Source organism: Amycolatopsis sp. NPDC031561, from assembly GCF_055580625.1.
Genome location: NZ_JBVILA010000022.1, coordinates 82,613 through 107,365, shown reverse-complemented (window position 1 = coordinate 107,365; position 24,753 = coordinate 82,613). Strand labels below are relative to the sequence as shown.

The 24,753-nt window shown below is 69.8% G+C and carries 33 protein-coding genes; 19 read left to right on the top strand and 14 right to left on the bottom strand.

The window, feature by feature from the left end:
- Positions 1–10: 10 nt before the first annotated feature.
- On the bottom strand, positions 11–406 hold the full coding sequence (locus ACZ5IK_RS33500) for a helix-turn-helix transcriptional regulator (RefSeq protein ID WP_465491380.1): 396 nt from the start codon (positions 404–406) through the stop codon (positions 11–13).
- A gap of 88 nt (positions 407–494) precedes the next feature.
- On the opposite strand from ACZ5IK_RS33500, the gene ACZ5IK_RS33495 reads away from it, so the two are divergent.
- The 8 genes from ACZ5IK_RS33495 (at position 495) to ACZ5IK_RS33460 (ending at position 5,987) form a co-directional block, all read left to right on the top strand.
- Entirely contained in the window at positions 495–1,784 is a 1,290-nt protein-coding gene (locus tag ACZ5IK_RS33495; protein WP_465491379.1) for an MFS transporter, read from the top strand.
- Positions 1,785–1,948: 164 nt separating this feature from the next.
- Positions 1,949–2,302: an STAS domain-containing protein gene (locus ACZ5IK_RS33490; RefSeq protein WP_465491378.1), complete on the top strand. Its 354-nt coding sequence runs from the start codon at positions 1,949–1,951 to the stop codon at positions 2,300–2,302.
- Complete coding sequence (locus ACZ5IK_RS33485; RefSeq protein WP_465491377.1) at positions 2,302–3,633, top strand: PP2C family protein-serine/threonine phosphatase; 1,332 nt, start codon at positions 2,302–2,304, stop codon at positions 3,631–3,633. The genes ACZ5IK_RS33490 and ACZ5IK_RS33485 overlap by 1 nt, the downstream gene beginning before the upstream one ends.
- Entirely contained in the window at positions 3,630–4,046 is a 417-nt protein-coding gene (locus ACZ5IK_RS33480; protein WP_465491376.1) for an ATP-binding protein, read from the top strand. Before ACZ5IK_RS33485 ends, ACZ5IK_RS33480 begins: the two co-directional genes overlap by 4 nt.
- Positions 4,043–4,249, top strand: coding sequence for a hypothetical protein (locus ACZ5IK_RS33475; protein WP_101608948.1), 207 nt, complete (start codon positions 4,043–4,045; stop codon positions 4,247–4,249). Before ACZ5IK_RS33480 ends, ACZ5IK_RS33475 begins: the two co-directional genes overlap by 4 nt.
- 83 nt (positions 4,250–4,332) lie before the next feature.
- A complete protein-coding gene (locus ACZ5IK_RS33470) occupies positions 4,333–4,731 on the top strand; it encodes an ATP-binding protein (RefSeq protein WP_465491375.1) in 399 nt (132 codons plus the stop codon).
- A gap of 97 nt (positions 4,732–4,828) precedes the next feature.
- Positions 4,829–5,005, top strand: a complete 177-nt coding sequence (locus ACZ5IK_RS33465) for a CsbD family protein (RefSeq protein ID WP_101608946.1) — start codon at positions 4,829–4,831, stop codon at positions 5,003–5,005.
- A gap of 322 nt (positions 5,006–5,327) precedes the next feature.
- On the top strand, positions 5,328–5,987 hold the full coding sequence (locus ACZ5IK_RS33460) for a pentapeptide repeat-containing protein (RefSeq protein WP_465491374.1): 660 nt from the start codon (positions 5,328–5,330) through the stop codon (positions 5,985–5,987).
- A 6-nt stretch (positions 5,988–5,993) separates the two neighbouring features.
- Here ACZ5IK_RS33460 and ACZ5IK_RS33455 read toward each other — a convergent pair whose 3' ends face one another.
- Positions 5,994–6,329, bottom strand: a complete 336-nt coding sequence (locus tag ACZ5IK_RS33455; RefSeq protein WP_465491373.1) for a cupin domain-containing protein — start codon at positions 6,327–6,329, stop codon at positions 5,994–5,996.
- Positions 6,330–6,400: 71 nt separating this feature from the next.
- On the opposite strand from ACZ5IK_RS33455, the gene ACZ5IK_RS33450 reads away from it, so the two are divergent.
- Positions 6,401–7,345 carry a helix-turn-helix domain-containing protein gene (locus ACZ5IK_RS33450; protein WP_465491372.1) on the top strand — a complete coding sequence of 315 codons (945 nt, stop codon included), beginning with the start codon at positions 6,401–6,403 and terminating at the stop codon, positions 7,343–7,345.
- Between the two features lie 46 nt (positions 7,346–7,391).
- On the top strand, positions 7,392–7,739 hold the full coding sequence (locus tag ACZ5IK_RS33445; protein WP_465491371.1) for a helix-turn-helix domain-containing protein: 348 nt from the start codon (positions 7,392–7,394) through the stop codon (positions 7,737–7,739).
- A gap of 8 nt (positions 7,740–7,747) precedes the next feature.
- Here ACZ5IK_RS33445 and ACZ5IK_RS33440 read toward each other — a convergent pair whose 3' ends face one another.
- The 3 genes from ACZ5IK_RS33440 to ACZ5IK_RS33430 are packed head-to-tail and all read right to left on the bottom strand — an operon-like array spanning position 7,748 to position 10,253.
- Positions 7,748–8,338 carry a ClpP family protease gene (locus ACZ5IK_RS33440; protein WP_465491370.1) on the bottom strand — a complete coding sequence of 197 codons (591 nt, stop codon included), beginning with the start codon at positions 8,336–8,338 and terminating at the stop codon, positions 7,748–7,750.
- On the bottom strand, positions 8,335–8,961 hold the full coding sequence (locus tag ACZ5IK_RS33435) for a ClpP family protease (protein ID WP_465491369.1): 627 nt from the start codon (positions 8,959–8,961) through the stop codon (positions 8,335–8,337). The genes ACZ5IK_RS33440 and ACZ5IK_RS33435 overlap by 4 nt, the downstream gene beginning before the upstream one ends.
- A 56-nt stretch (positions 8,962–9,017) precedes the next feature.
- Positions 9,018–10,253: a serine/threonine-protein kinase gene (locus ACZ5IK_RS33430; RefSeq protein WP_465491368.1), complete on the bottom strand. Its 1,236-nt coding sequence runs from the start codon at positions 10,251–10,253 to the stop codon at positions 9,018–9,020.
- A 117-nt stretch (positions 10,254–10,370) separates the two neighbouring features.
- Between ACZ5IK_RS33430 and ACZ5IK_RS33425 the strand changes: the two genes are divergently transcribed.
- On the top strand, positions 10,371–11,933 hold the full coding sequence (locus tag ACZ5IK_RS33425) for a PucR family transcriptional regulator (RefSeq protein WP_465491367.1): 1,563 nt from the start codon (positions 10,371–10,373) through the stop codon (positions 11,931–11,933).
- Here ACZ5IK_RS33425 and ACZ5IK_RS33420 read toward each other — a convergent pair.
- The 3 genes from ACZ5IK_RS33420 to ACZ5IK_RS33410 are packed head-to-tail and all read right to left on the bottom strand — an operon-like array spanning position 11,921 to position 14,516.
- Complete coding sequence (locus ACZ5IK_RS33420) at positions 11,921–12,790, bottom strand: polysaccharide deacetylase family protein (RefSeq protein ID WP_465491366.1); 870 nt, start codon at positions 12,788–12,790, stop codon at positions 11,921–11,923. The two genes, ACZ5IK_RS33425 and ACZ5IK_RS33420, sit on opposite strands and share 13 nt — an antisense overlap.
- A complete protein-coding gene (locus tag ACZ5IK_RS33415; RefSeq protein WP_465491365.1) occupies positions 12,787–13,914 on the bottom strand; it encodes an oxidoreductase in 1,128 nt (375 codons plus the stop codon). Before ACZ5IK_RS33415 ends, ACZ5IK_RS33420 begins: the two co-directional genes overlap by 4 nt.
- A complete protein-coding gene (locus ACZ5IK_RS33410; RefSeq protein ID WP_465491364.1) occupies positions 13,911–14,516 on the bottom strand; it encodes a DUF1989 domain-containing protein in 606 nt (201 codons plus the stop codon). Before ACZ5IK_RS33410 ends, ACZ5IK_RS33415 begins: the two co-directional genes overlap by 4 nt.
- A gap of 140 nt (positions 14,517–14,656) precedes the next feature.
- On the opposite strand from ACZ5IK_RS33410, the gene ACZ5IK_RS33405 reads away from it, so the two are divergent.
- The 3 genes from ACZ5IK_RS33405 to fahA all read left to right on the top strand — a co-directional run bounded on the left by ACZ5IK_RS33405 (position 14,657) and on the right by fahA (position 17,300).
- Positions 14,657–15,190: a MarR family winged helix-turn-helix transcriptional regulator gene (locus tag ACZ5IK_RS33405; protein WP_465491363.1), complete on the top strand. Its 534-nt coding sequence runs from the start codon at positions 14,657–14,659 to the stop codon at positions 15,188–15,190.
- Positions 15,191–15,282: 92 nt separating this feature from the next.
- Entirely contained in the window at positions 15,283–16,128 is an 846-nt protein-coding gene (locus ACZ5IK_RS33400) for a hypothetical protein (RefSeq protein WP_465491362.1), read from the top strand.
- Positions 16,125–17,300, top strand: coding sequence for a fumarylacetoacetase (fahA, locus tag ACZ5IK_RS33395; RefSeq protein ID WP_465491361.1), 1,176 nt, complete (start codon positions 16,125–16,127; stop codon positions 17,298–17,300). Before ACZ5IK_RS33400 ends, fahA begins: the two co-directional genes overlap by 4 nt.
- A 9-nt stretch (positions 17,301–17,309) precedes the next feature.
- Here fahA and ACZ5IK_RS33390 read toward each other — a convergent pair whose 3' ends face one another.
- The gene (locus tag ACZ5IK_RS33390) at positions 17,310–18,026 is read right to left on the bottom strand and encodes an ANTAR domain-containing protein (RefSeq protein WP_465491360.1); all 717 of its coding nucleotides are present in this window, start codon (positions 18,024–18,026) and stop codon (positions 17,310–17,312) included.
- 78 nt (positions 18,027–18,104) lie between these two features.
- Complete coding sequence (locus tag ACZ5IK_RS33385; RefSeq protein WP_465491359.1) at positions 18,105–18,527, bottom strand: DUF6292 family protein; 423 nt, start codon at positions 18,525–18,527, stop codon at positions 18,105–18,107.
- Positions 18,528–18,702: 175 nt separating this feature from the next.
- Here ACZ5IK_RS33385 and ACZ5IK_RS33380 point away from each other — a divergent pair, with 175 nt between their 5' ends.
- Together ACZ5IK_RS33380 and ACZ5IK_RS33375 are read left to right on the top strand one after the other, a co-directional pair.
- Positions 18,703–19,155, top strand: a complete 453-nt coding sequence (locus ACZ5IK_RS33380; protein WP_465491358.1) for a hypothetical protein — start codon at positions 18,703–18,705, stop codon at positions 19,153–19,155.
- Positions 19,156–19,175: 20 nt separating this feature from the next.
- On the top strand, positions 19,176–19,727 hold the full coding sequence (locus ACZ5IK_RS33375) for a GNAT family N-acetyltransferase (protein WP_465491357.1): 552 nt from the start codon (positions 19,176–19,178) through the stop codon (positions 19,725–19,727).
- 206 nt (positions 19,728–19,933) lie between these two features.
- On the opposite strand, the gene ACZ5IK_RS33370 is transcribed toward ACZ5IK_RS33375, so the two are convergent.
- Positions 19,934–20,146, bottom strand: a complete 213-nt coding sequence (locus ACZ5IK_RS33370) for a hypothetical protein (RefSeq protein WP_465491356.1) — start codon at positions 20,144–20,146, stop codon at positions 19,934–19,936.
- 9 nt (positions 20,147–20,155) lie between these two features.
- Between ACZ5IK_RS33370 and ACZ5IK_RS33365 the strand changes: the two genes are divergently transcribed.
- Positions 20,156–20,647: a pentapeptide repeat-containing protein gene (locus ACZ5IK_RS33365; protein WP_465491355.1), complete on the top strand. Its 492-nt coding sequence runs from the start codon at positions 20,156–20,158 to the stop codon at positions 20,645–20,647.
- 70 nt (positions 20,648–20,717) lie between these two features.
- Positions 20,718–21,587, top strand: a complete 870-nt coding sequence (locus ACZ5IK_RS33360) for an aminoglycoside phosphotransferase family protein (protein ID WP_465491354.1) — start codon at positions 20,718–20,720, stop codon at positions 21,585–21,587.
- Positions 21,588–21,596: 9 nt separating this feature from the next.
- Here ACZ5IK_RS33360 and ACZ5IK_RS33355 read toward each other — a convergent pair whose 3' ends face one another.
- Genes ACZ5IK_RS33355 through ACZ5IK_RS33345 form a run of 3 tightly spaced genes read right to left on the bottom strand, consistent with a single transcriptional unit; the run spans position 21,597 to position 23,952 of the window.
- On the bottom strand, positions 21,597–21,833 hold the full coding sequence (locus tag ACZ5IK_RS33355; protein ID WP_465491353.1) for a hypothetical protein: 237 nt from the start codon (positions 21,831–21,833) through the stop codon (positions 21,597–21,599).
- A gap of 56 nt (positions 21,834–21,889) precedes the next feature.
- Entirely contained in the window at positions 21,890–22,732 is an 843-nt protein-coding gene (locus ACZ5IK_RS33350; protein ID WP_465491352.1) for an acyl-CoA thioesterase, read from the bottom strand.
- Positions 22,733–22,752: 20 nt separating this feature from the next.
- A complete protein-coding gene (locus ACZ5IK_RS33345) occupies positions 22,753–23,952 on the bottom strand; it encodes a cytochrome P450 (RefSeq protein ID WP_465491351.1) in 1,200 nt (399 codons plus the stop codon).
- A 100-nt stretch (positions 23,953–24,052) separates the two neighbouring features.
- Here ACZ5IK_RS33345 and ACZ5IK_RS33340 point away from each other — a divergent pair, with 100 nt between their 5' ends.
- Positions 24,053–24,712, top strand: a complete 660-nt coding sequence (locus ACZ5IK_RS33340) for a TetR/AcrR family transcriptional regulator (protein WP_465491350.1) — start codon at positions 24,053–24,055, stop codon at positions 24,710–24,712.
- Positions 24,713–24,753: the final 41 nt, after the last annotated feature.

Below are 24,753 nucleotides of genomic sequence, written 5' to 3'. Positions count from 1 at the left end.
GCCCGGATCGTTATTCGGTGAGCGCGTCGAGGATCTTGCCCAGCGCGGACTGCGCCACCGCCGAGGTGTACGGGCCGACGGCGACCAGCGAGGCGATGAGCGCCGAGGCCTCGCCCGGGGTCAGCGAGATCGGCGGCAGCACGGACCGCGCGTCGATGCCGTAGCCGCCGCGTGGCCCGCGATGGATGGTGATGGGAACGCCCGCTTCGCGCAGGCGCGTGATGTCACGTTCCACGGTCCGCAGGCTCACCCCGGTCGACTCCGCGAGGCTCGCGCCCGTCACCCGGCGAGGCGCCCGCACTCGCAGCAGTTCGATGATCGCGTGCTGCCGTTCGATCAGGGGCGCCGCCTGGTGTAACTGGGTCATTCCCGCGATTCCCGCGGAACCGACCAGTCGCTGACGCATTTCCGCTCTCCTCGAGTTCGAATAACCGACCCGGCTGTGACGCCTATTGGATCTTAGGCTCGTTTTCCCTTCTCATGATCGGATTTCGATGACTCCACCTTTCGCTTTCCCCGGTGACTTCCGGCGCCTGTGGATCGGCCAGACGATCAGTGCGTTCGGAGACAAGGTTTCGCGGGTGGCGTTGCCGTCGGTCGCCCTGCTCGGACTCGGCGGGACCGCCTGGGACATCGGACTGCTGGCGGCGTTGAGGTTCGTGCCGTTCGTGCTGATCGGTTCGGTGGCAGGTGTGTGGGTCGACCGGTTCTCGCGCCGCGGGACGATGATCTGGGCCGACGCCGGCAGGCTGATGGCGATGGGGTCGATCCCGGTCGCGTATCTGTTCGGTGTGCTCACGCTCGGCCAGTTGTTCGTGGTCGCGGGGGTGGTCGGCGTGCTGACGGTCTTCTTCGAAGTCGCCGCGCAGTCGTATCTGCCGGTGCTGGCCGGACCGGAAGGGATCGTGGCGGGCAACGAACGGTTGCAGACCTCCCGCGCGGTCGCCGAGGTCGGCGGCGCGGCCGCCGCGGGCGGGCTGATGCAGGTCCTCGGGACCGCGCTCGCGATCCTGGCCGACGCCTTGTCCTTCCTCGCTTCGCTGGTGTCACTGCTGCTGATGCGTCACCGCGAGCAGTCGGCCGTCAAGCCGGAAAAGCCGCGATCGGCGCTGGCGGAGGCCAGAGAAGGGCTGGCAGTGTCGCTTTCCGACCCTCGGCTGCGCAATCTGATGTTCGCGAGTACCACGGTGAATCTCGGTGTGGCGACGGCGACCGCCCTCGTGCTGGTTTTCGCCTACGACCATGGGAAGCTGAGTCCTGGCGCAGTCGGCCTCGCGTTCGCGATCGGCACGGTGGGCCTCATCCTGGGCGCGGTTTCGTCCGGCGCGATCGCCCGCGGGCTCACCCTCGGCCGGACACTGGCGACCTCGATCCTGATGACCGGTCTGGGTTTCCTGCTGCTGCCCGTAGGCGGGCAGGGGGCCGCGCTCACCATGCTGATCGTAAGTCAGTTCCTCATCGGTTTCGCCGACTCGGTGTTCAACATCCACGTGCTCAGCCTGGTCCAGCGCATCACACCGCCGGAAATGATGGGCCGGGTCAATGGGACCGCGCTCTCGGTGGTCTTCGGCACCGGGACGCTCGGCGGCCTGGCCGCGGGCTTCGTCGGCACGGTCTTCGGCACTCTGCCCGGGCTGGTGCTGTCGGCCGGGATCATCTGCTGCGGCTCGGTGTTCGTCCTCGTCAACCCCTTGCGGACGATTCGGTCGGGAGCGGACGAGGAGGTGCTTCAGCAGCCCGGGGCGAGCGCCACCAGGGATAAGGCACCCCGAACAGCTTGTTGACCAGTGGTGGGCCCGAGCGAGGGAACAGCAGAGGAGCGCCCGAAAAGATCGCGCAGAGGCCGATGAACACGATGCAGCCAAGTATGTATAACGACCTATACCGGCGCGCTTCGGTCGGACCTGTCCGGATGGCGGCCCGCCGCGTCCCCCGGCAAAATGAACCGGTGACGGAATCGGGAAGAGCCGAGAGCGGCGGTGTCGCGTTCGAGGGCACTGACGACACGGCCGTACTGGAGGTGTCCGGCGCGCTCGACCTCGCCCTCGCGCCCCGGCTGCGGCTGATGGTCGAACGGGCCTTCCGGCTGCGGCCCGCGGTCATGGTCGTCGACCTGACGGCCGTGGAGTTCCTGGCGTCGGCGGGAATGGCGGAGCTGGTCCGGGCGGACCGGCTGTGCGCGGGTGTCACCCAGGTCCGGGTCGTGGCGGGCAACCGGGTCGTGCTGCGGCCGCTGGAGCTGACCTGTTTGACCGACGAACTGGCGGTCTATCCGACGAGGACCGCGGCGCTGGAGGCCTGATGGAGCCCGGTACCGACGTGGTCGCGGAGGTCGTCCGCCGGATCGCCGCCGGCGACCAAGAGGCCGTTTCCCCGCTCGTGGAACTCGTCGACCGCCTGCGTGCCGAGGCCGCGCTGCTCGACGGGCTGCACTCGGTCGGCAGGCGGCTGACTTCGCAGCTCGACATCGACCGGATCGTGCAGGACGCGACGGACTCCGCCACGAAGGCGACCGGGGCGGCCTTCGGCGCGTTCTTCTACAACCTCGTCGACCAGTTCGGCGAGTCCTACACCCTCTACACGCTGTCCGGGGTCCCCCGTGAGGCCTTCTCCCGGTTCCCGATGCCCCGCAACACCGAGATCTTCGCGCCCACCTTCGACGGCGTCCGCACGGTCCGCAGCGACGACATCACCAGGGATCCCTGCTTCGGCAAGAACCCGCCCTATCGCGGCATGCCGGAAGGACACCTCCCGGTCCGCAGCTATCTCGCGGTGCCGGTGCTGAGCCCGACCAGTGGAAAGGTCCTCGGCGGGTTCTTCTTCGGCCACGCCGAACCCGGCCGCTTCACCGAACGGCACGAGTACCTCGCCGAGGGCATCGCGGGCTATTCCGCGATCGCGCTGGACAACGCCCGGCTGTACGAACGGGAGCGCACCCTCGTCACCGAACTGTCCCGCAGCATGCTGCCGGAGGTGCCCGGCATCCCCGGCCTGCGGATCATCACCCGCTACCTGCCCGCCGCCACCGGGATCAACGTCGGCGGCGACTGGTTCGACGTCATCCGGCTGCCCTCCGGGCGCACCGCGTTCGTGATCGGCGACGTCGTCGGGCACGGGGTGCCGGCGGCGACCGTGATGGGCCAGACCCGGACGGCCATTCGCGCCTACGCCCTGCTGGAACTGCGGCCGTCGGAGCTGCTGCGCCGGGTCTCCCAGCTGACGGAGCCCGGTTTCGTCACCTGTTTCTACGCTGTCCACGACCCTGAGGACCACTCGCTGACCTACGCCAACGCCGGGCATCTGCCCGCCGTGCTGAGACATCCGGACGGCCGGATCGACCAGGTCGGCGAGGCGCTCGCGCCGCCGCTGGGCGTCGGCTCCTCCTTCGCCGAGGAACGGACCGGTTTCCCGCCGGGCGCGGACCTGCTGCTGTACACCGACGGCCTGGTGGAGAGCCCCGCGAGGGACATCACGCTGGGCATCGAACGGCTGCTCGGCGCGTTCGCCGCGTACGGCGACCGGCTCGGCGACGCGGCCGCCTGGGACGACCTCATCGAGGAGATCACCCACAACCGCCACGACGACGACATCGCCGTGATCCACGTCCAGCACACGACAGGCGGCGAAGAATGAAGCACATACCCGCACCGGTATCGCGGGAGTTCCGCGATCGGGTGCCCGCCGAACCGGGACGGCTCGTCGGGCTCCGAAAACAGCTCACGGGATGGCTCGCCGGCCTCGGCGTCGACGGGGAACGGCAGGAGGACATCGTCCTGGCGAGCAACGAAGCGCTGGCCAACTCCGCCGAACACGCCTACCGGGGCACGGACGGCGTCATCGACATCCACGCCACCGCCGTCCGTGACGAGATCAGGATCGTCGTCACCGACTACGGGGCCTGGAAGCCCGCGGACCCGGCCGACACGATCCGCGGCCGCGGCCTGCTGCTGATCGACCGCCTGGCCGACCACGCCGAGTGCGAATACCGGGGCGATGGCACCACGGTGACCATGACCTGGACGAGCCTCCCCGAAGGAGCGAGATGACCACCGAAATCGAGCGGGCGGCGCACGCCTACTGCCCCGTGTGCACTCCGGATCCCGGCCGCGGCGACCAGGTCACCGCGCTCTGCGGGGCCACCCACCCCTTCTGGGGTCGTCGTGAGCGGCCGGTGAACAACTGCCCGTCGTGCGAAGCCCTGGCCGCGGGCACGGTCTACCCGTGTGGTCACACGGGTGGCGAGCGATGACGTGATGATCGTTAAAGTTCGCGGCATTCGGGGTACTAGGTCCTCGCGAGCCCCCGACAGGCAGCAGAAACTTGGAGGTCCCCGTGTCCACCGATCAGGCCGCGTCCGCCGGTGCCAAGGTCGAAGTATCGACCTTGGACGTGGGCGGCGACCTGAGCGAACTGGCCAGGGTGCGGGCCTGGGCGCGCGCGGAACTGCGCGTCCTCGCCGAAGAGGACCTCACGGACACGATCCTGGTGCTGGACGAACTGGTGTCAAACGCGGTGCGGCACGGCAATCCGCCGCGGCAGGTGCGCCTGCTGCGGAGGCCGGGCCGCCTGCGCATCGAGGTCGACGACTCGGGTACGGCGCCCGCCACCCCGCGTCCGCCCTCGGAAACCGGGGGCCGCGGCCTCGCCCTCATCGACGCCTGTGCCACCGAGTGGGGCCAGGAGTACCGCGAAGACGGCAAGACCGTGTGGGCCGAAATAGCCCGGTCCTGACGAAGTCAAACGTGTCCGGCGCCACGTCGAACCGGCCGTTTCGAGCCCGGTTCGACGGGTATCCGAGAAGCAGCGGACGACAACGAATGGAGGCCCGATGAACGACAAGGCCGAGAACAAGGTCGACGAACTCAAGGGCAAGGCGAAGGAAGCCGTCGGGAACGCGACGGACAACGAGCAGTGGCAGGCCGAAGGCAAGGCCGAGCAGGGCAAGGCCAACGTCAAGCAGGCCGGCGAGAAGCTCAAGGACGCCGTGAAGGGCGTCAAGGACTGACTTCGCGACTGTGAAAGGGGCCTGCCTTCGGGTGGGCCCCTTTTTCGTGCCGCCCGGTCACCGCCGCTGGGCGTCACGGACCTGCGATCACTCGCACCAGGATCCACTAGGTACCTAAGACACTCTTGGTTCTGCACCGGACCTCTGGCACCGACTGCGTGGATTTTGGTGCGTCAGATGACCAGAAATCCACACAGTCTCGCGTGACCGACCCGGCCACTGGTCACCGCCGCCCCTACGCTGACCGGGCCGTCGCCTGAGCGACTCGGTCGCACGCCACTCACGACCAACCCCGCCCAAGCCCTGCGGTACGGTCCGGGCCATGGAGTTCCGCGATTTCGACGGTGTCAGGGTCCGGCGGCCGTCGGTCGAGCGGGACGAGCTCGCGAGCGAACCGGCGGTGTTCGACGGCGACTTCGATTTCGACACCGTCCACCTCGACGGCGGCGAGCAGGACGGGGTCCGCGGGGGCGGGGAGATCGCGCATTCCCTCGTCTCGGAGGTGAACCTGGCGAACGCCCGGCTCGGCAGGCTGACGCTGTCCGACGTGATCCTCGAAGGCGTCGACCTGTCCAACGCCGCGATCCGTGAACTGACCGCGCGCCGCGTCGAGATCCTTCGCAGCCGGGCGATCGGGCTGGGTGTGTCGATCACCTCCGCCACCGATCTGTACGTCGAGAACGCGCAGTTCGACTACGCCTCGGTGGTGGTCGAGCGGGTGAAGGGCGCCGCCGTGTTCTCCGGATGTTCTTTCCGGGAAACGGTGTTCTCCGGCGACCTGTCCCGTTTGACCTTTGTGGACTGTCAGTTCACCGACACGGAATTCGCCGCGACCGGTGCGGCGGGTTGCGATCTCCGCGGCTCACGCTTGTCCGGCGTCCGGGGGCTGCTCACCCTGAGCGGAGCGAAGATCACCAGTGAACAGGCCGTCTCGATCGCGGGGATCCTCGCGGCCGAGAGCGGCTTGTCGGTCATCGGCTGACGCGGTTCACCCCTCGGGATAGAAGACGAAGAGCGTGCACCCCGTCGCCGTCGCGGGTACGTGCCACGAGCCGGCCGGAGCGTGCAGGAAGGTTCCCGCCGGATAGTCGCGCGCGCCGTCGTTGAACGTGCCGGAGACGACGTAGACCTCCTCGGGTCCCGGTTCGTGGACGTCGCGGCGCGGCCACGAGGTGCCGGGGTCCATTTCCAGCACGTTGGCCTGCGACCCGTCCGTGCCTGTCCGCAAAGGACGCAGCCGGATTCCGGGGAAGAGCTCGCGCACGGGGGATTCCTTGACGGAGACGGAAGTGTAGCCCTCTTGGGCGAGGATCTCGGGGTGCATGAACCCCAGGTTCCGCGATCGGCGTGCCGCCGGACAGTGTCCAATAAGACACCATGGGGTACTTTTCTGCCATGCATCGCGTGAGGGCACTGGTGCGGCCGGTGCAGTCGACGTTCGAACTCGGTATCGCCGCCGAGGTCTTCGGCACGGAACGCGCCGGGGTGCCGCGGTACTACGAATTCGACGTCTGCGCGGAGAAACCCGGACCGGTGCCGACCACCGCCGGGTACGCGATGTCCGTGACACGCGGCCTTTCCGCGCTGGCGGAGGCGGACACCGTGCTCATCCCGGGCTGGACTCCGGTGGAGGCACCGTTGCCGGTCGCCGTGCGCCGGGCGCTTCTTCGCGCGCACGCCAGGGGCGCGCGGCTCGTCACGATCTGTTCCGGCGTTTTCGCGCTGGCCCGCACCGGGTTGCTGGACGGCAGGGCGGCGACCACGCACTGGGCACGCGCCGCCCGGCTGCAAGAGGAATTCCCCGAGGTGCGCGTGGAACCGGACGTGCTCTACGTGGACCACGGCGATGTCGCCACGAGCGCCGGGGCGGGCGCGGGGATCGACCTCTGCCTGCACCTCGTCCGGCGAGACCACGGGGCCGCGCACGCCGCGCTCGTCGCACGGCACATGGTGATGCCGCCGCATCGGGACGGCGGTCAGGCGCAGTTCGTCCCGTCCCCGCCGCCCGACGACGAGCTGGACGGCCTCCTCGAGTGGGCGGCCGCGCGTCTCGGGACATCGTTGTCGGTGGGCGAGCTGGCCGCGTACGTCAATGTCTCGCCCCGCACCCTGGCCCGCCGGTTCGCCGATCGGCTCGGCACCACGCCGGGCGCCTGGCTGCTGGCGCGCAGGGTGACCGAGGCGCGCACCCTGCTGGAGGAGACCGGACTTCCGGTGGAGGCGATCGCGGCCCGCGTCGGCCTGACGTCGGCCGTCAACCTCCGCCGCCGTTTCCGCGACCAGGTCGGCACGACGCCGGGCGCGTACCGGCGGGCGTTCCGGGGCTCGGTTTCGCCTTGAGCGGAACAGCGCGCACGGGCCCCGGCCCGAATGTCACGATGACCGTATGGCGGACATCCTCCCTTTCCACCCGAAGCGTGCTTCCACCGCGGACAGCGAGCCGGAACCGCTCTGGCGTGACGTGCTGGGCCAGAGCCTGCGCGCGGCTAGGGAAGAACAGGGTGGCCGTCTCATCGACGTCGCGGAACGCGCCGGCATCTCGCCGCAGTACCTCTCGGAGATCGAGCGCGGCCGCAAAGAGCCTTCCAGCGAAATGATCGCCGCGGTCACCGGCGCGCTCGGGATCGACCTGGCGGATCTCCTCTTCGGTATCGCGGGCACGGTCCGGCGGGGCGGCAGCACGGGCCTCGCGGTCGGCCGCCGCCCGTCCGGACCCGTGCTCATGGCCGCCTAGAACACGGCTTAGCCCCGGCTGTCGAGGACCTGGTCCGCGAGCCCGTAGGCGACGGCACCCGCCGCGTCGAACACGCGGTCCCGGTCGGTGTCGTGCCGGAGATCCGCGACGGCGCGGCCGGTGTGCGAGGAAAGGATCTCCTCCAGCTGCGTCCGCACGCGCACGACCTCGTCGGCCTGGAGGATGAGGTCCGGGATGGTGCCGCGGCCCTGCGCGGCCGGCTGGTGCAGCACCACGCGGGTATGGGGCAGCACGAACCGGTGCCCGGCTTCGCCCGCGGCCAGCAGGATGGCGCCCGCGGCCACGGCCTGCCCGACGCAGGTCGTCGCCACCGGCGCCTTGATGAAGCGCATGGTGTCGTACAACGCGAGCATCGCCGACGGGTCGCCGCCCTCGGTGTTGATGTAGAGGTTGATCTCCTGTTCGGGGTTGTCCGCTTCGAGGTAGAGCAGCTGCGTGATCAGCGCGTTCGCCACGCCGGAGTCGATCGCGGTCCCGAGGTAGATGATCCGCTCGGACAGCAGATGCGAGTAGACGTCCATGATCCGCTCGCCCGCGGGACTGCGGGAGATGACGTTGGGGATGGTGTAGGTGCTCATGCGCCGGCACCCCTTTCCGAGCCGAGGCCGAGTCTGTGGGTGCGCACGGGAACGACCTGGTCGAGGCTCTCGACGACGTGGTCGATGAAGCCGTATTCGCGGGCCTGCCCGGTGGTGAACCAGCGATCGTGCAGGGAGTCGGCGAAGATCCGGTCGACGGGCTGCCCGGTGTCTTCGGCGATGAGGCCGAGCACGGTGTCGCGCGTGTAGCGCAGATCGTCCGCCTGCACCTCCACTTCGACGGCCGAGCCGCCGATGCCCGCCGAACCCTGGTGCATCAGGATCCGCGCGTGCGGCAGGGCGAACCGTTTGCCCGGGGTGCCTGCGGAGAGCAGGAACTGCCCCGCGCTGCACGCCAGGCCCAGCGCGAGGGTGGCGACGTCGCACGGCACGAGGCGCATGACGTCGCGGATGGCCAGCATCGAAGGGACCGAGCCACCCGGCGAGTGGATCCACAACGCGATGTCCTTGCGGGGATCCTCGCTCGCCAGCGACAGCAGCTGGGTGGTGAGCACCGTCCCGTTGTCGTCGTCGAGCGGGCCGTCGAGGACCAGGACGCGCTGGCTGAAGAACCGTTCCCGGAGTCGTTGGTCGAAGAGTGGTTGCTTCTCGTGGTCGGTCATGCCCCGACCATGCCGCCGGGGACCCGTCCTCCGCCGTTTTCTCTGCTGTGAGCGGATCAGCCCACAGCAGGACGGTCCACTGTGGATCGCCGGACCGGGACGAACCACACGGCGATCGTCAAGACGTGGGCGAAGACGAGGATGAGGAGATCCACGGTGAAACCGGGCTGGACCGGAAGGCCGAGGTGTACCCGGTCATCGCCGATGAAGGTCAGCAGACAGGTGGAGATCAGCGTCAGCAGCGCGGAGGCACTGAGCATGATCTGTCCCGCCCGGACCCTGGCGAGCAGGCTCGCGCCGCCCGCCACCGCGGCCACCCCGGCGAGGATCAAGCTGAAGTCTCCCACCATGATCGACAGCTCGGAGAAGTGGAAGAAGTAGTACGCCTGGTGCATCAGCATCGCGTTCGCGAGCAGCGCGAAGCCGAGCACCATGCCCGCCACCCCCGCCAGGACCGCGAACACCGAAGGCATGGCGATCCCGGGAGAAGGCGGCCGCGGCGCGGGGTTTTCGACCCCGCTCACGGCCTGTGCCAGGAGCGGGAGCGCGTGGTCCGGCAGCATGCGCGCTTGCGGCGCTTTCGCCAGCAGCCCGCGGATGACGTCCGCCAGCGGCCCGTGCGTCCGGTGGAACGGAGGCTGCTCGTTGACGACGGCGTACAGCGTGGCCGCGATGTTCACCCGGTGGAAAGGATTCACGCCTTCGCTCGCGCTGAGGAGCGTCACGCCGAGCGACCAGAGATCCGAGTGGGGAGTGCCTTCGTGGCCCGCGATCCGTTCGGGGGCGAGGAAGGCGGGTGAACCGGACGGGTCGAGGGCGCCGGCGATCCCGAAGCCGGTCAGCTTCACCGTGCCGTCGGGGCACACCAGGATGTTCGCGGGCCGGACGTCCCCGTGCACGACGCCCGCCGTATGCGCGGCGGCGAGCGCGCCGAGCACCTGCCTGCCGATGTCGGCGACGAACCGCGGCGGCAGCGGCCCGGAAGAGGTCACCTCTTCCAGCGTCCGCGCCTCCACCGGGTCCATCACGAGGTACGGCACCCCGTCCGTCACGACGACGTCGTGCACGGGCACCACCGACGGGTGATCCACCGCGACACCGGCCTCACGCTGGAGCCGTTCCACGACGACCGCGCGGGCGGCCTCGTCCAGCGGGGGAAGCACCAGTTCCTTGATCGCGACCTGACGGCCGTCGGTGCCGTCTTCCCCACGCCACAGCACGGCCACCCCGTCGCCGCCCAGCTTCTCGAGCAGGGTGTAGCGCTCGGCGATCGTGCGTGAAACTGCCGTCACAGTGGATCTCCTCGAATCCTGAAGGGTCTTCGAGGCACGCTAATCAGCGATCATGAAAAACCGATGAAATGGCGGATCATCCATAGCGACCCTGCTTCACTGGATATATTCACAGTCATGCTGAGCTTGGCGGCGCTGGTCGAGGATCCCGATCTCGAACTGCGGGTGGTCGTCCCCGGCCGCGACGGGGCACTGGCCGACCAGGTGCTGTGGGTGCACAACACCGAGCTGCCCGATCCCGCGCCGTACGTGCGGGAACACGAGGTCGTGCTGACCAACGGCCTGTGGCTGGACCGCACCGGCCCGGCGGACTTCGTCGCGCGGGTGGTCCGCGCGGGAGCGGCGGGGATCATCTTCGGCCTGCGCGTGGAGCAGCGTGACACTCCGCCGGAGCTCGCCGAGGCGTGCCGGGAAGCCGGGCTGCCCCTGCTGGAGATCTCGGTGGCGGTGCCGTTCACGGCGGTCACCCGCGCGGCGGCGGCGATCCAGGCCAGGGGCAGGCAGAACGCGCTGATGTCGTTGGTGCGCCGAGGGGACGAGCTGACCTCGGCGCTGTCGAGGGGCGCCGGAGCTTCCGGGGTGCTCGAGGTCCTTCGCCGTGAACACGAGCTGCCGCTGGCGGTCGTCGACCGGATGGGCCGGGAGCTGGCGGCCGCCGGTGCCGACCTGGACGCCGGCCAGTCGCGTGCCGCGGCGGAAGCCCTGGCCAGGCGTCCGCCGCCACTGGAAGCGGACCTCGGAGCGGGGACGCGGGCGGCGCTGTTCCCGGTCGGCGCGATCGGGGACGCGGACGCCGTGCTGCTCTGCCTGCGTCCCGCGGCCGAGCTGACGCAGGGGGAGCGGGACGCGCTGGAGCAGACCGCCCGCTACCTCAGCCTGGAGGTGGCCCGGCACCAGGCGGTGCAGGCCATCGAGATGCGGTTCGCCGTCGAGCTGCTGGACATGGTGCTTTCCGGTGCGCAGCGCGCCGCGGAGGTGCCCGGCAGGTTGCGGGCTTTCGGCGTCGACCCGGACGGGCCGCTGGCGGTGCTCGCGCTGGCGTTCGCGGGTGACGACGCCACCGCGACCCTGCCGGGGATGGCGGAGGCCGTGACGGATTTCCTGCTGGCGGACGGCTTGCCCGCGGTCGTGGCGGCGGGCAGCCGGGACGTCGTGGCTGTCCTGCCCTGGCGGTCGGGAACGCACGCGCCCGCCGCGCTCGCGCCCCGGCTGGCGGCCGCGGTGTCGCATCGGTTCTCCGGCGCGCGAGTGGTCGTCGGGCTGGCCGATCCCGTGTCCGGCGCGGCCGAACTGCGCGCGCCGTTGTCGCGCAGCCGCGAAGCCTGCCGCGTGCTCCGCGGCAGGCGCGGCGGACCGGTGGCCGCGAGTTTCGCCGAGCTGGGCAGCTATCGGCTGCTGCTGGAGTCGCACGACGAGCAGTGGCGGCACACTTTCGCCGACGCCTTGCTCGGCCCGCTGCGTGAGCACGACAGAGCCCGCGACGGTGACCTGGAGACGACCCTGCGGGCGTTCCTCGACCACGACGGCCAATGGGCGGCCACCGCCGCGGCCCTGTTCGTGCACGTCAACACCTTGCGCAACCGGCTGGCGAAGGTCACCGAGCTGACCGGCCGCGACGTCGGGCGGACCGCGGACCGGGTCGACCTGTTCCTGGCGCTGGAGGCCGCTCAGTCCGGATAGACCGCAGGATCGACTTCGAGGCGCCGCAAGGGTTCCGAAGGCAGGGCCGGGTCGGCGAGCGCCGCGGCCGCCACGTCCCGGCACCGGGCGAACCGGACGTCACCGAGGCCGAGCCCGAACTCGACGAGCTCGCGCACGGCGGCCAGCCGTCCCGGCCTGCCCGACAGGAACGGGTGCAGGCACAGGTTGAACAGGCAGCGGTAGCGGCGCATCGCGTCCAGTTCCGCGCGCCACATCTCCAGCACCCGCACCGGAGAGGTGATCACCGATCCGATCTGGGGCGCGGGAAGGAACGCGTACTGCTCCCAGTCGTCGAGCGACCAGTGCACGGGGAGCTCGGCGATCCGGCCCGCGCCGGTTTCGATCAGGTAGGGCCGGTCGTCGGCCATCAGCGACGAGTCGTAGCTCAGCCCGTGCTCGGCCACCAGCCCCGGAGTGTCCCAAGTGGACTCCCAGCCCGCCGCCCGGTGCCCGCTGATCTCGATGCCCTGGCTCGCGAAGACCGCCATGCCCCGCTCGAAATCGGCTCGCTGCTCGGCGGCGGTCATCGTCGTCGGCGGCCGGTGGCTGTAGGAGTGGTGCGCCACCTCGTGCCCCCGCTCGACGATCTCGGCGGCCAGGCCGGGCCGCTGTTCGGCGACCCAGCCCGGGACGAAGAACGTCGCCGGTACGGCCAGTTCGTCGAGCAGGCCGAGGATGCGCGGCACCCCGACCCGGGGCCCGTACGCCTGATGGGACATGGTCGACAGGTGATCCGCGTAGCCCCGCCCTCGCGCGAGGATCGGGGACTCCGCGTCCACGTCGAAGGTCAGGGTCGCCACCGCGGCCGCGCCGCCGTGCCAGCTTGTTTCCGTCACGCTTGCCGACTCTCCCGCCAGCGGCGCGCGTTCGCCACCGTGACGGTCGGGGAGACCATCGCCCGGTCGAATTCTTCCAGCGGTTCCGCCGCGGCGACGCGGGCGGGCAGATCGGGGTTGGCGAGCGCGCCGTGCCCGAGTGAGAGCACGTCGGCGTGCCCGCCGGCGAGCACCTCGTGTGCCTGCTCGAGGTCGTGCATCCCGCCGTTGGCGATCACCGGCAGAGCGGTGACCCGCCGGGCGAGGGCGGTGATGGTGCCGCCGTCGGGCAGCTTCGCCGTCTCCAGCCAGTTCCGGCCCTCGCTGGCGATGTGGAGGAAGTCCGCGCCCGCCTCGGCGACAGCGGCGAAGATCACCTCGGCGTCTTCGCGGCCCCCTGGCCAGCGATAGGTGAAGTCGTTGACCTTCGTCTGCGACAGCCGCACCCCGGTCAGCAGATCCGGCACGGCTTCGGCGACGGCGGTCACGACGCGGGCGGTCAGCCGGATCCGGTGCGCGACCGGGCCGCCGTACTCGTCGGTGCGCTGATTGATGTAGTCGGTGAGGAACTGGTCCAGCAGGTAGCCGTTGGCGGCGTGCACCTCGACACCGTCGAACCCGGCCAGGCGGGCACGCACGGCCGCGGCGGCGAACCCCTCGACGATGTCGTCGATCTCGGCGACGGTCAGCTCACGGGGTACGGACCATGGCCCGGAACCGCCGTACGCGGGCATCATCTCCCGGAGCGGCTGGACGGCCGACGGGCCGACGGTGTGGTCCCGGTGCGGATTTCCCTGAGAGATCGCCCCGGCGTGCATGAGCTGGGCGATCATCCGGCCGCCCGCCGCGCGGACTCCGGCGGTGACCACACGCCAGCCCGCGACGTGCTCGTCCCGGGCGAGGCCCGGCTGGTTGAGGTACCCCTGGCTGGCCGCCGTGTCGGGATAGGTGCCCTCGCTGAACACCAGGCCGAAGCCGCCACGGGCGAACTCGGCGTAGTAGTCGGCCATTTCGCCGGTCGGGGTGCCGTCGGAGCCGGCCGAGACCCGGGTCATGGGGGCGACGGCGTAGCGGTTGCGCAGCGCGAGACCGCCGAGCGTGATCGGGGCCAGCGCGGGGTGGGTGTGGCCGACGGTGGTGGTCATGACTGGTTTCCTCCATTGTGGACGATTTCGATGGCGAGCGGGGAGAGTCCGGCGTCGCTGATCCGCACGAGATCCTGCGGGCAGGCGGAGACCACGACGACGCAGTCCATTTCGGCCCGCAGGGTCACCGCGTCGCCTGGCCGCGAAGACGCGGTCAGCCAGCTGAGCCGTCCGTCCTCGCCGACCGGGATGCGCATGAAGACGTTGATCGGCTGAGGAGTCGGACCGGTGAACACCAGGCCGGTTTCCTGCAGCGCTTCGAGCAGGTTCGTCGCGCAGGACCGGTGACCGGGGGCTCCCAGCGCGGCGTAGCGGGCCGGGTCGCAGGCCGGGATGAGCATGTCGTGCTCACCGGGGGAGGTGTCCTCGACCAGGGTCAGGATCGGGCGGCGCCGGTCGGTCACGAAGGGCTCGCCGACGGCGGGGAACAGCCTGTCGTTCGTGGCGCGAGTGTGCGCCGCGCTGTGGTGCTCGTTCCCGCTGCCGGTGAACGCGAACACGTCACCGACCTGGCCTCCGTCGACGTCGATCACCCGCACCAGGTCTCCCGCGGTGACCCGGACGGCCTTGGCGGTCCCCGGGGCCACTTCCGTTCTGCTCATGCCTTCAGCAAACCGGTGATCGTGGTGCGCCCGCCATGGAGGAATGTCCATGATCACGGCTGGGGGATGGATGAATCTCCAGGGGTGCGAAACTACTTTCGACTTTGACCATTTTCGAGGTTCGGGGTTAGTGTTCGGCGATGGAAGACGGGGACACGGCCGGACGGGACTTCTGGTCGTTCGTGGCACTGGCGAACCGGCGGCTCGCGCAGGAGTACGGCTTCCGGCACCAGCTGGCGACCGAGGTGCTGCTGACCCTCAACCGCGCCTCGGACCTGGTGACCTACGACCTCGAAGCCGCGGTGCACCGGCCGCGCGGCCGGTCTTGGTCGGCGTTCCGGCTGCTGTTCGTGGTCTGGCTCGCCGGGCCGCTCGAACCGACGAGCGCGGCCCGGCTGACCGGGATGAGCCGGGCGGCGGTGTCGAACCTGGTCAAGACACTGGTCGCGGAGGGGATGCTCCACCGGGCCCCCGACGAGCGGGACGGCCGTTCGGTGCAGCTGTCGCTGACCGAGGCCGGGCAAGAGGAGATGGTCTCGGTCTTCCGCGAGCACAACGAGCGCGAGTTCGGGTGGACGAACGCGCTGACCGAGACCGAACAGCGCATCCTCGTGATGCTGCTGGGGAAACTGATCACGAGCCGCGAGGAGTTCGGCGCCCGGAGCCGCAACTAGGCTCCATCGGACCCTTCCCGTCACCCGCAAGACCGGACTACGCTGCCCGAAGAGTAGTAAAAGTGTGAACTAAATCGGCGAGGAGGAGACCCATGGTGGACGTCGGGCGGATTCCCGCGCTCTTCGCCGGGTTGTGCGACGACGCCGCGGTGTTCCCGCCGGGCCTTGCCCCACTGCCGGACGCCGTCTTGGCGCACGACGAGCACGTCTCCGCCTGGTACTCGGGCCTCGTCGGACCGCTCGTGGTCGCCGTCACCGCGCTCGACGACCTCGCCGAGGTCCTGCGCGAGCGGGCCACCCCGCTCGCGGTCGCGGTGACCTTGCCGGGCGGCCCCGAACAGCTCGACGGCGTGCTCAAGGCCGTCGACGCGCTGCCGGTGCGTCTCGACGCGCTCGAAATCGCCGTCCCAGACGGAATGGGACCGGACGAGCTGCTCGCCACGATTTCCGGTGCCACCGCGCCGGTCTACGTCGAGATCCCGCGTGACGACCGGCGCCTCCCGTTGCTGGCCGCCCTTTCCGGCACCGGCCACCGCGCGAAGTTCCGCACCGGTGGTGTCCGTGCCGAGCTGTACCCCGGCGAAGCCGAACTCGCCGCCGCCGTCCGGGCGGCCACCGGGGCCGGTGTCCCGTTCAAGGCCACCGCCGGGCTGCACCACGCGCTCCGCAACACCGATCAGGAAACCGGCTTCGAACAGCACGGATTCCTGAACCTGCTGCTGGCCACCGACGCCGTCCTCCATGCCGACGGCGACCCCGAAGCCCTGCTCGCCGAGCGGGACGGCGCCGTCGTCGCCGACCGCCTCCGGGCGCTGGACGCGGATCGTGCCGCCGCCGCCCGCGCGGGCTTCACGTCGTTCGGCACCTGCAGCATCACCGACCCCCTGACCGAACTGGCCGGACTCGGCCTGCTCGCGACGCCCCGAGGAGAGGCATGACCACGATCGACATTCCCGCGGATTCCCTGTTCGGGATCGGCAACCTGCCCTACGGCGTGTTCTCCGTCGACGGCGATTCCCCCCGTGTCGGCGTCCGTGTCGGCGACTCGGTCCTCGACCTGGCCGAGGCGCTCGGCGACGACGTCTTCGCCGCGCCGACGCTGAACCCGTTCATGGCACAGGGATACGACCGCTGGGTGGCCGTCCGGGAGCGGATCCGCGAGCTGATCACCGGCGAGATCCCCGACGGCGCGGTCCATCCCGTCGCGCGGGTGACCCTGCACCTGCCGATCGAGGTCGCGGACTACGTCGACTTCTACGCCTCCGAGCACCACGCTTCGAACGTCGGCAGGCTGTTCCGCCCCGACGCGGAACCGTTGCTGCCCAACTGGAAGCACCTCCCGGTCGGCTACCACGGACGCTCCGGCACGGTCCTGGTCTCCGGCACGGACGTCGTGCGCCCGAGCGGTCAGCGCAAGACCCCGGCCGACGTCGCGCCGGTGTTCGGGCCGAGCACGCGGCTGGACATCGAAGCGGAGATGGGTTTCGTCGTCGGCACCGGAACCCCGCTGAACACCCCGATCTCCCCGGATTCCTTCTCCCGCCACGTTTTCGGCGCGGTCCTGCTCAACGACTGGTCGGCCCGCGACATCCAGGCGTGGGAATACGTCCCGCTGGGCCCGCACCTCGGCAAGAGCTTCGCGACCTCGATCTCCCCTTGGGTGGTACCGATCCTGGCGCTGGAGGCCGCGCGGATCCCGCTGCCGGGCCAGACGGATCCCTTGCCGCTGCCCTATTTGCAGGAGCGGAAACCGTGGGGCCTCGACATCGACCTGATCATCGAATGGAACGGCGAGGAGGTCAGCCGTCCGCCCTTCCGCGAGATGTACTGGTCGCCCGCCCAGATGCTCGCGCACCTGACGGTCAACGGCGCTTCGTCGCGCACAGGAGACCTCTACGGCTCCGGGACGATCTCCGGACCGGAGAAGCACCAGCGCGGCGCTTTCCTCGAATTGTCCTGGGGCGGCAAGGAACCGCTCACGGTCAAGGGGGAGGAGCGCACCTTCCTGCTCGACGGTGACGAGGTCGTGATCACCGGGACCGCACCCGGCACGGACGGCGCGCGGATCGGGTTCGGCGAGGTGCGGGGCCGCGTGCTGCCCGCGAAGTGACCGGGTCGCTCACTCCTGGGGTGACTCGAGGCGCAACTGCCGGTTGAGCACCGCCCGCGCGACTTCGGTCACCGGAAGCCGGTGGCTGAAGGCGTGGGCGCGCAACCGCACCAAGGCGTCTTCGAGGCTGATCCGGAGCTCGGTGGCCAGCATCCCGGTCGCGACGTTCACGTCGTCGTAGTGACCCGCGACGTCGGGCCGCGCCCAGCGCGCGTGCGCGTCTTCCCCGCCGTTGCTGTCGGTCAGCAGCGCGGTGGTGGCGATGGTGGCCAGCGCGAGCGCGTCGCCCAAGCCCTCCCGGCTCAGCGTCCCGGGTTCGCGACGGTAGAGATCCAGGGTGCCGAGCCGGAGCGCGCCGACCCCCAGCGGGAAGGCGAACGCCGCGCCGACCCCGCTCGCCGCCGCGCCGTCGGCGAATCCGGGCCAGCGCTGCTCGTCGGCGGCGAGTTCGTCGACCAGTACGGGATCGCCGACGGTGAAGGCTTCGACACCGGGGCCTTCACCGACCGTGTACTGCAGCTCCTCCAGAGACGTGGCCCAAGGTCCGTCCGCGGCGACCAGCTCTTGGTCGTGATCCCGCAATCGCAGGGAGACCGCCGCCCCGTCGACGTCGAGCTCCTCGACGGCGACCGCGCAGACCACGCCGACCCATCCGGTGTCCGGGGCGCGATCCGCCCCGTGGTCGATGACGAGCCGCCACAACCGCTCCCGGCGCCGACCGTCCACCGTCGCCACCTCCGTTCCGCCGACTCCGGCCTCATCATCACCCACCGGAACCTGGGGCCGCAGCGCGGGACGAGACGCTCACCCACCCCGAGGAAAGGCGGGCTTCGGGTACGCCGCCAGCCGGTGCGCCAAATCCGCCCCGCCGTCGAACAGGGGCGGCGGCTCGGGGCGCGGCGAGCGTTCGCCCGAGAGCAGCCCCTGGGCGAACTCGGCCACGACCCGGGGCGCGGGGAGTGGCTCGGCGGTGAGGTAACCGGCGACGACGAGTTCCTCGCCGGCGTGCGTCTCGATGGTCAACGCCCATCCGTGCCGCTCTGTCCAGAGCAGCGCCACATCGCGGTCCGGCCGGTCGGGAAGCCGCCGCTCCAAGGCGATGTACGCGCTCACCGTCGGTTCGGCCTGCGTGTAGAACGCTTCGCCTTGCAGGCCCAGCTCCTCGTTCACCCGGCGCACATACCGCTGGAGGCCCTGCAGGGCCGCTTCTCCGAAGTTCGTTTCCATCCGATCGCCACCTCACGGTCGGTGTACTGGATGTCCGGAAACGCACCGGTTCAAACCGACTCAGCGAAGGTGTTGGGAGCGATCTTCGCCGAACATGCCACGCGGAGCGTTGCCACCTCATAGGATCTGTCCGGCCAGACGTCTCGATCCCCGGCGAGAGTTATGGAAGGCGCGCATGTCCCCCTTGGCGTACACGAGCATCGAAGCCGTCCCGCGAGTGTTGCTGCTCGTGGTCGGGCTGCTTGGCCTGATCTTTTCGATCAAAGGACGCTCCAGGGGTGTCTCCGGCCTGATGGTGGGCGCCTTCGCGGTCCTGCTCCTCACGACGGTCGCGAGCATCGTGTGGCAGTTCGTGGTGGCGAACCTCTCGTCCTGGGCGGGCGAACTCACCGCCGACGAGATCCGCCTGGTCTTCATGGGCGTCGGCATCCCACTCGAACTCGCCTCGCTGCTTTCCTGGCTCCTGGTCGCGATCGCGGTCGTCAAGCACGGCCGTCAGCACCGGCGACCCGGCCCGGCGCCGCACCCCGGGTCCTTCGAGTACCCGATGGCCGCACAGCCGGGGTTCCCAGCTCCTCAGCCCGGCCAGCCGCAGCCCAACCCGCCGGTTCAGCAGCCACCGAGCTAGCGTGCGCTAGGTTGCCTGCCATGACCGACCTCGGCTCTGTCGCCTGGCCACCGGCTCCGATCAGGACCGAGCGGCTCGTGCTCCGCGAGTCCGAGGCGCGGGATCGTGCGGTGTTCATCGACTTGTTCGCCTCGCCCGAAGTGGGCACCTACATCGGTGGCGCTCAATCGCGTGAGGAGCTGGAGCGCACGCGACCTGAGATTCCCGGGCGGCGTCCCGGCCTGTTCGTGGTCGACCTCGACGACGCGATGATCGGCATGATCACGCTCGATCAGCGTGACGCGGAGCGCCCTGGTCTCCCCCGCCCGGAGGCGGGGGAGACGGAGCTCGGCTACTTGTTCCTACCGCAGGCGTGGGGACACGGGTACGCCGCCGAGGCCTGCGCGGCGGCGCTCGACTGGTTCGCCGACGCGGTTCCCGGTGAGCCTGTGGTGCTTTGCACCCAGATCGCCAACGACCGCTCGGTGCGTGTCGCGGAGAAACTGGGTTTCGCCGAAGTGGAGCGGTTCGAGGAATATGGCGCCGAGCAGTGGTTCGGTGTCTGGTATCCAGTCCCGTCGCCCAGCTTGTAGCGCGTCTGCGGAGACATCCGATCGAGTGCCACCCGGCGTCATTGTCCACATCCGGCAAGGACTTCGGCAGAATCGAACGAGTGCCGCTCACTTCGAAGCATCGATCTCCGCACAGGATTGCCGGAATTCGGCGACCGCGATCCCGGCAACGCCCGGCACGTGGCTTCTCCAGGCTGCTGGGCTGGGATGGCTGGCTCAAACTGGGTTCACTGCTCACGGCTGTCGCCGCCGTCGCGGCCCTGTGGTTCACCGCTCAATCCCTGCGGACCACCCAGAATCAGGTCGCGCTCTCCGAACAAGGTCAGCTCACCGACCGATTCGGCAAAGCCGTCGAGCAACTCGGGTCGGACAAACTCGACGTGAGGCTGGGCGGGATTTACGCCCTCGAACGGCTTGCCCGCGATTCGCGCCGCGATCACCCCACCATCATGGAAGTCCTCACCGGCTTCATCCGCGGTCACGCACCCAGTACTTCTTGTCCCGGACCGACTCCCGCTTATCAACCGCCGACCGATGTCCAAGCCGCGATCACCGTCATCGGCCGTCGCACCGTCGACCACGACATCGATGTCCTGAACCTGGCGCGCACTTGCTTGGCCAAGGTCGACCTCGAGGAAAGCGCGCTCGCGTCCGCCCACCTCTCGGGCGCGAACCTCGCCGAAGCGGTCCTTGTTCGCGCGAACCTGACCGGCGCGAACCTCCGCGGCGTCCGGCTCGACGGCGCGACACTCCACATGGCGGCTCTCGTCCAGGCACGATTTCCCCGCGCGAGCCTGACCACGGCTGATTTCTCCGACTCCGACCTCACCGACGCCAGCCTCGACCAGACCGACCTGACCAACGCCGATTTCACCAACGCGAAACTCGTGCGAACCGATTTCCGTGGAGCGATCCTGACCGAGGTACGCGGACTGAAGTGAAACCTGGTTGAACACCTCGCGAGGCCATGACACGCTGCCGACAGCCACGGCCTACCCACAGGAGCTGTTCTTGACCGTCGAGACAACCCCGGCGATCGACGCCGCGCTGGCGAGGCGTCTGGTCGATACGCAGTTCCCTCAGTGGGCCGAGTTGCCGCTGCTTCGGTTCACCCCGGCCGGATCGGACCATGTGATCTACCGGCTGGGCGAGGAACTGTCCGTTCGGATCCCTCGTCACGCCGGTGCGATCACGCAGGCGAGGAAGGAAGCCGAGTGGTTGCCACGGCTCGCCCCGCACCTGCCCCTGGCCGTCCCCGTACCGGTGGGGGTGGGAGAGCCGGACTTCGGCTATCCGTGGCCGTGGTCGGTGTCGCGCTGGTTGGACGGCGAGGTGGCGACCGTCGATGCTCTCTCCGGTTCGCACGAGGCCGCTGTCGCGCTGGCCGAGTTCCTGACCGCACTCCACCGGTTCGACTCCGAAACGACCGAGGACCTCACCGGTCAGCCACTGTCCACACGGGACACGGCGACCCGATCCGCCATCACGAAAACCGGTGACGCCTTCGACGCCGCGGCGATGGGCGAGTTGTGGGACTCGGCGCTCGCCGCCCCGGCCTGGGATCGTCCACCGGTCTGGTTCCACGGCGACTTCCACACCGGCAACCTGCTGACGAGCAAGGGCCGCCTCAGCGCTGTCATCGACTTCGGCGAACTCGGCATGGGCGATCCGGCCCGCGACCTGATCATCGCCTTCACCCTCATGTCGGCCGAAACGCGAGCCACCTTCCGCACCACTCTTGACGTGGACGACGCCACCTGGACCCGCGGTCGCGGCTGGGCCCTGGCCACCGGGTTGAATGCCTATACTTCTTACGCCGCAGTCAATCCGCGCGTCGCCGCGCAGACGACCCGCCAGATCACCCAAGCTCTCGCCGGCTGAACCCGCCCGCTATTCGGGGTGGGTGAACCACGGAGTCACCACGTTCGTCAGGTAATTCGGAGCGATCCGCGGTGCACTGGCGGGCTCGCCGGCCGTGTAGGCCCCGACCGGGCGGCCGTCGGAGTCCTCCACCTCGATCCTTTCCGGGATGGGGCTGCCGCCCGACACGATCAGTACCGGGCGGCCCTCCCGGTACTCCAACGTCAGGGGGCCCGTCTCAGGCTGCGGCAGTTCCTTGATCACCATCTGAAGCAACCTACTGCCGGTGGACCAGGGCTGCCATGCGCCAAGGCCGGATTCACCTACCCCGGCGGTCGCCCTGTCAGGGAAAGCGCCCCGCGCGGTGCGGAGGCGTCCGCCGTCCCCAGGCATCGGCCGCCGTCGAACAGTCCCAGTTCGTAGTGCACGGTGTGCTCGTCGTGTCCGCCGACGGCGATCCCGATGTCGTAGGTGCCGGGGTAGAGGACCTCGCCGAGGTAGTTCACCTCGTATCGCCAGGGGAGATACCGAGGGAGCTTCTTGACGGCGCTGTCTCCCAGGAGGCCCTGTGCGTGGGACGCGATCGCCTCGTCGTAAAAGCCGAGCTGGGCGATGTAGTTGACGTGCCGGTTGAGGTCGACGTCCCCGACGCGGGCGCGGACAGCGGACGTGGCGGGGTAGTAGTCCCGTTCGCGGCGGCGTGGATCGGGTTTCGCCGTGGCTGCCGCACTTGTTTCCGGCAGCCGCAGCTCCTCGAGATCGGCCAGCAGTTCGTCCGGTAAGGCAAGCGGCCCGGACCTGTCGGCGAGCACGATGGTGGCGCCGGCCGTGGCGACGAGCTGTCCGTCGGCGAACATGCCCTGACCGTAGGTGTAGGAGGTCCGGCCGATCGCCCGGATACCGGTGCCGATCCGGAGGGTCGCGCCGGTCTCGCCGAACGCCGCTCGCCGTTCGACCCGCTGGCCGACGAACAGGATGTGGAAGGGCCCGAACCCGCCGTCGGCCACGAGCCTTTCGAAGCGGGAGAAGCGAAGACGGACCCGGGGGTACTCGAACAGGCGCGCCAGCGCCACCGTGCTCGTCGTGCCGTCCGGTGCGAGGTCCCCGAACCGTTGCACCACTTGCTGATGGTCAGGAAAGGCGGACGGCTGTCCGTCGATGGTCAACGTCGTTCCCTTCGGAATGATCACCAGGTCACGTGCAGGGACCGCAGGCCGTGGATCAGCGCGCGGTCCTTGAAGTCGGGTGCCGCGGCGGGATCGGCAAGGCGCAACCCGGGGAATCGCCGCAGCAACGCGGGAAGCGCCAGCTGTAGTTCGAGACGGGCCAACGTCGCGCCGAGACAGTGGTGGATACCGTGACCGAAGGCGACATGCGGGCAGCGGGCGCGAGTGACGTCGAGGGTGTCCCCGTCATCCAGCAACGCCGGATCACGGTTGGCCGCGGGCAGCGAGGTCACCACGTGTTCGCCACGCCGCACCGGATGCCCGCCGATCGTGGTGTCCTCGACGGCCACCCGGACGAAGCCGGCGTGCAGGACCGAGGTGAAGCGCAGCAGCTCCTCGACAGCGTCTTCGACCGCGCTCGGATCGTCGCGGACGAGCGCGAGCTGGCCGGGGTGCCGCAGCAACGCGAGCGTTCCGAGCGAGATCACGTTCGCCGTGGTCTCGTGGCCGGCGATCAGCAGCAGATCCGCCAGGCCCACCAGCTCGTCATCGGAGAGCGCGCCCGCGCCGTGCTCGCGGAGCAACAGGCTCAGCAGGTCGTCTCCCGGATTCTCCCGGTGCCGCGCGACCAGCGTGCGCATGTAGGCGTCAGCTTCGGCGTCCAGCCGCAGCCGTTCCCGCGGGTCCATGGTCGTGTCGAAGAGCCGGTTGCTGCGCGCGCCGAAGTCGGCCCGGTCGGCGTAGGGCACCCCGAGCAGTTCGCAGATCACCAGTGAAGGCACGGGAAGCGCGAACACGGAAACCAGATCCGCGGCCGGACCGGCGGCCTCCATCGCGTCGAGGCACGCGTCGACGATCGCCTGGATCCGCGGAGCCATCGCCTGTGCACGCAGGGCCGTGAACGTCGCGGTCAGCAGCCGTCGCAGGCGGGTGTGCTCGGGCGGATCCAGCATCAGCAGCCGCCCCGCGCGACGTCGCTTCATCTGCTCGTCGTCCACGCCCGCCGCGGCCAGACCGGGCGACGGTCCGATCGCGTCGAGCCGCAGGCGCTCCGCGTCGCCGTGCACTGCCCGGACATCGGCATAGCGGCTGAAGAGGGTGGCCTCGTGTCCCAACGGCGACCGCACCCGGTACACCTCGCCGTCGTCGCGTCGGCTCCGCACACCCGGGTCGATGTCGAATCCGTTCCGCAGGGCGGCCAGCTCGTGCAGTTCGGTCATGGCCTCATCGAACCACGTTGCACGCACCGCGTGCAACGTTGCGTGCAACGCCGCTGTCGTCAGCTGCGGAGTGCTCGCTCCGCTGGTCTAAGCTGCTGCCATGCGTCAGCGGTGGAGCGAACAGACCATCCTGGATGCCGCCGTGGAGCTGATCTCCCGCTCCGCGGGGGACGACGCGTTCAGCATGCGCAAACTGGCCGCCGAGCTGGGGACCGACTCCTCCAGCCTGTACCGCCACTTCCGCAACCGCACCGACCTGATGCTCGCGATCGTGGACCACGTGCTGGTCCAGGCCATGCACGGCTACCAGCGGCAGGGAACCTGGCGTGCCCGGCTCGTCGACCTGATCCTGCGCTCGTGGGACGCCTACGCCGCGCTGCCGCAGCTCGCGAAGGACGCCAGCCACTACCCGGGCAGCGGGCCCGGCAGCCAGCTGGTGATCGAGGAGACTCTGCAAGCCCTCGACGACGCCGGGGTTCCCGAGGAGCTCATCCCGGAGTGGTACCACCGGCTGGTGACCTTGTCCGTGTCCCTGATCTCCGCGCACGCGGCCGGCCGATCCAGCGGCCCGGCCGAACAGAAGCGGAGACTGGAAACCTTCCGCGTGACCACCCTGGGCGCAGACCCGGCGGACTTTCCCGCGCTGGCCCGCTACGGCCGCCGCATCGAACCCGTCGGCTTCACCCGTGAGAGTTTCCTTGCCACCGTGGAGCTTGTGCTGGACGCGGTGCCGGCGCGCCAAGAACGAAGCCGTGCCTAGTACTGGGGGAGTCGGCTGCCGCGCTGAGAACGCCGCTAATC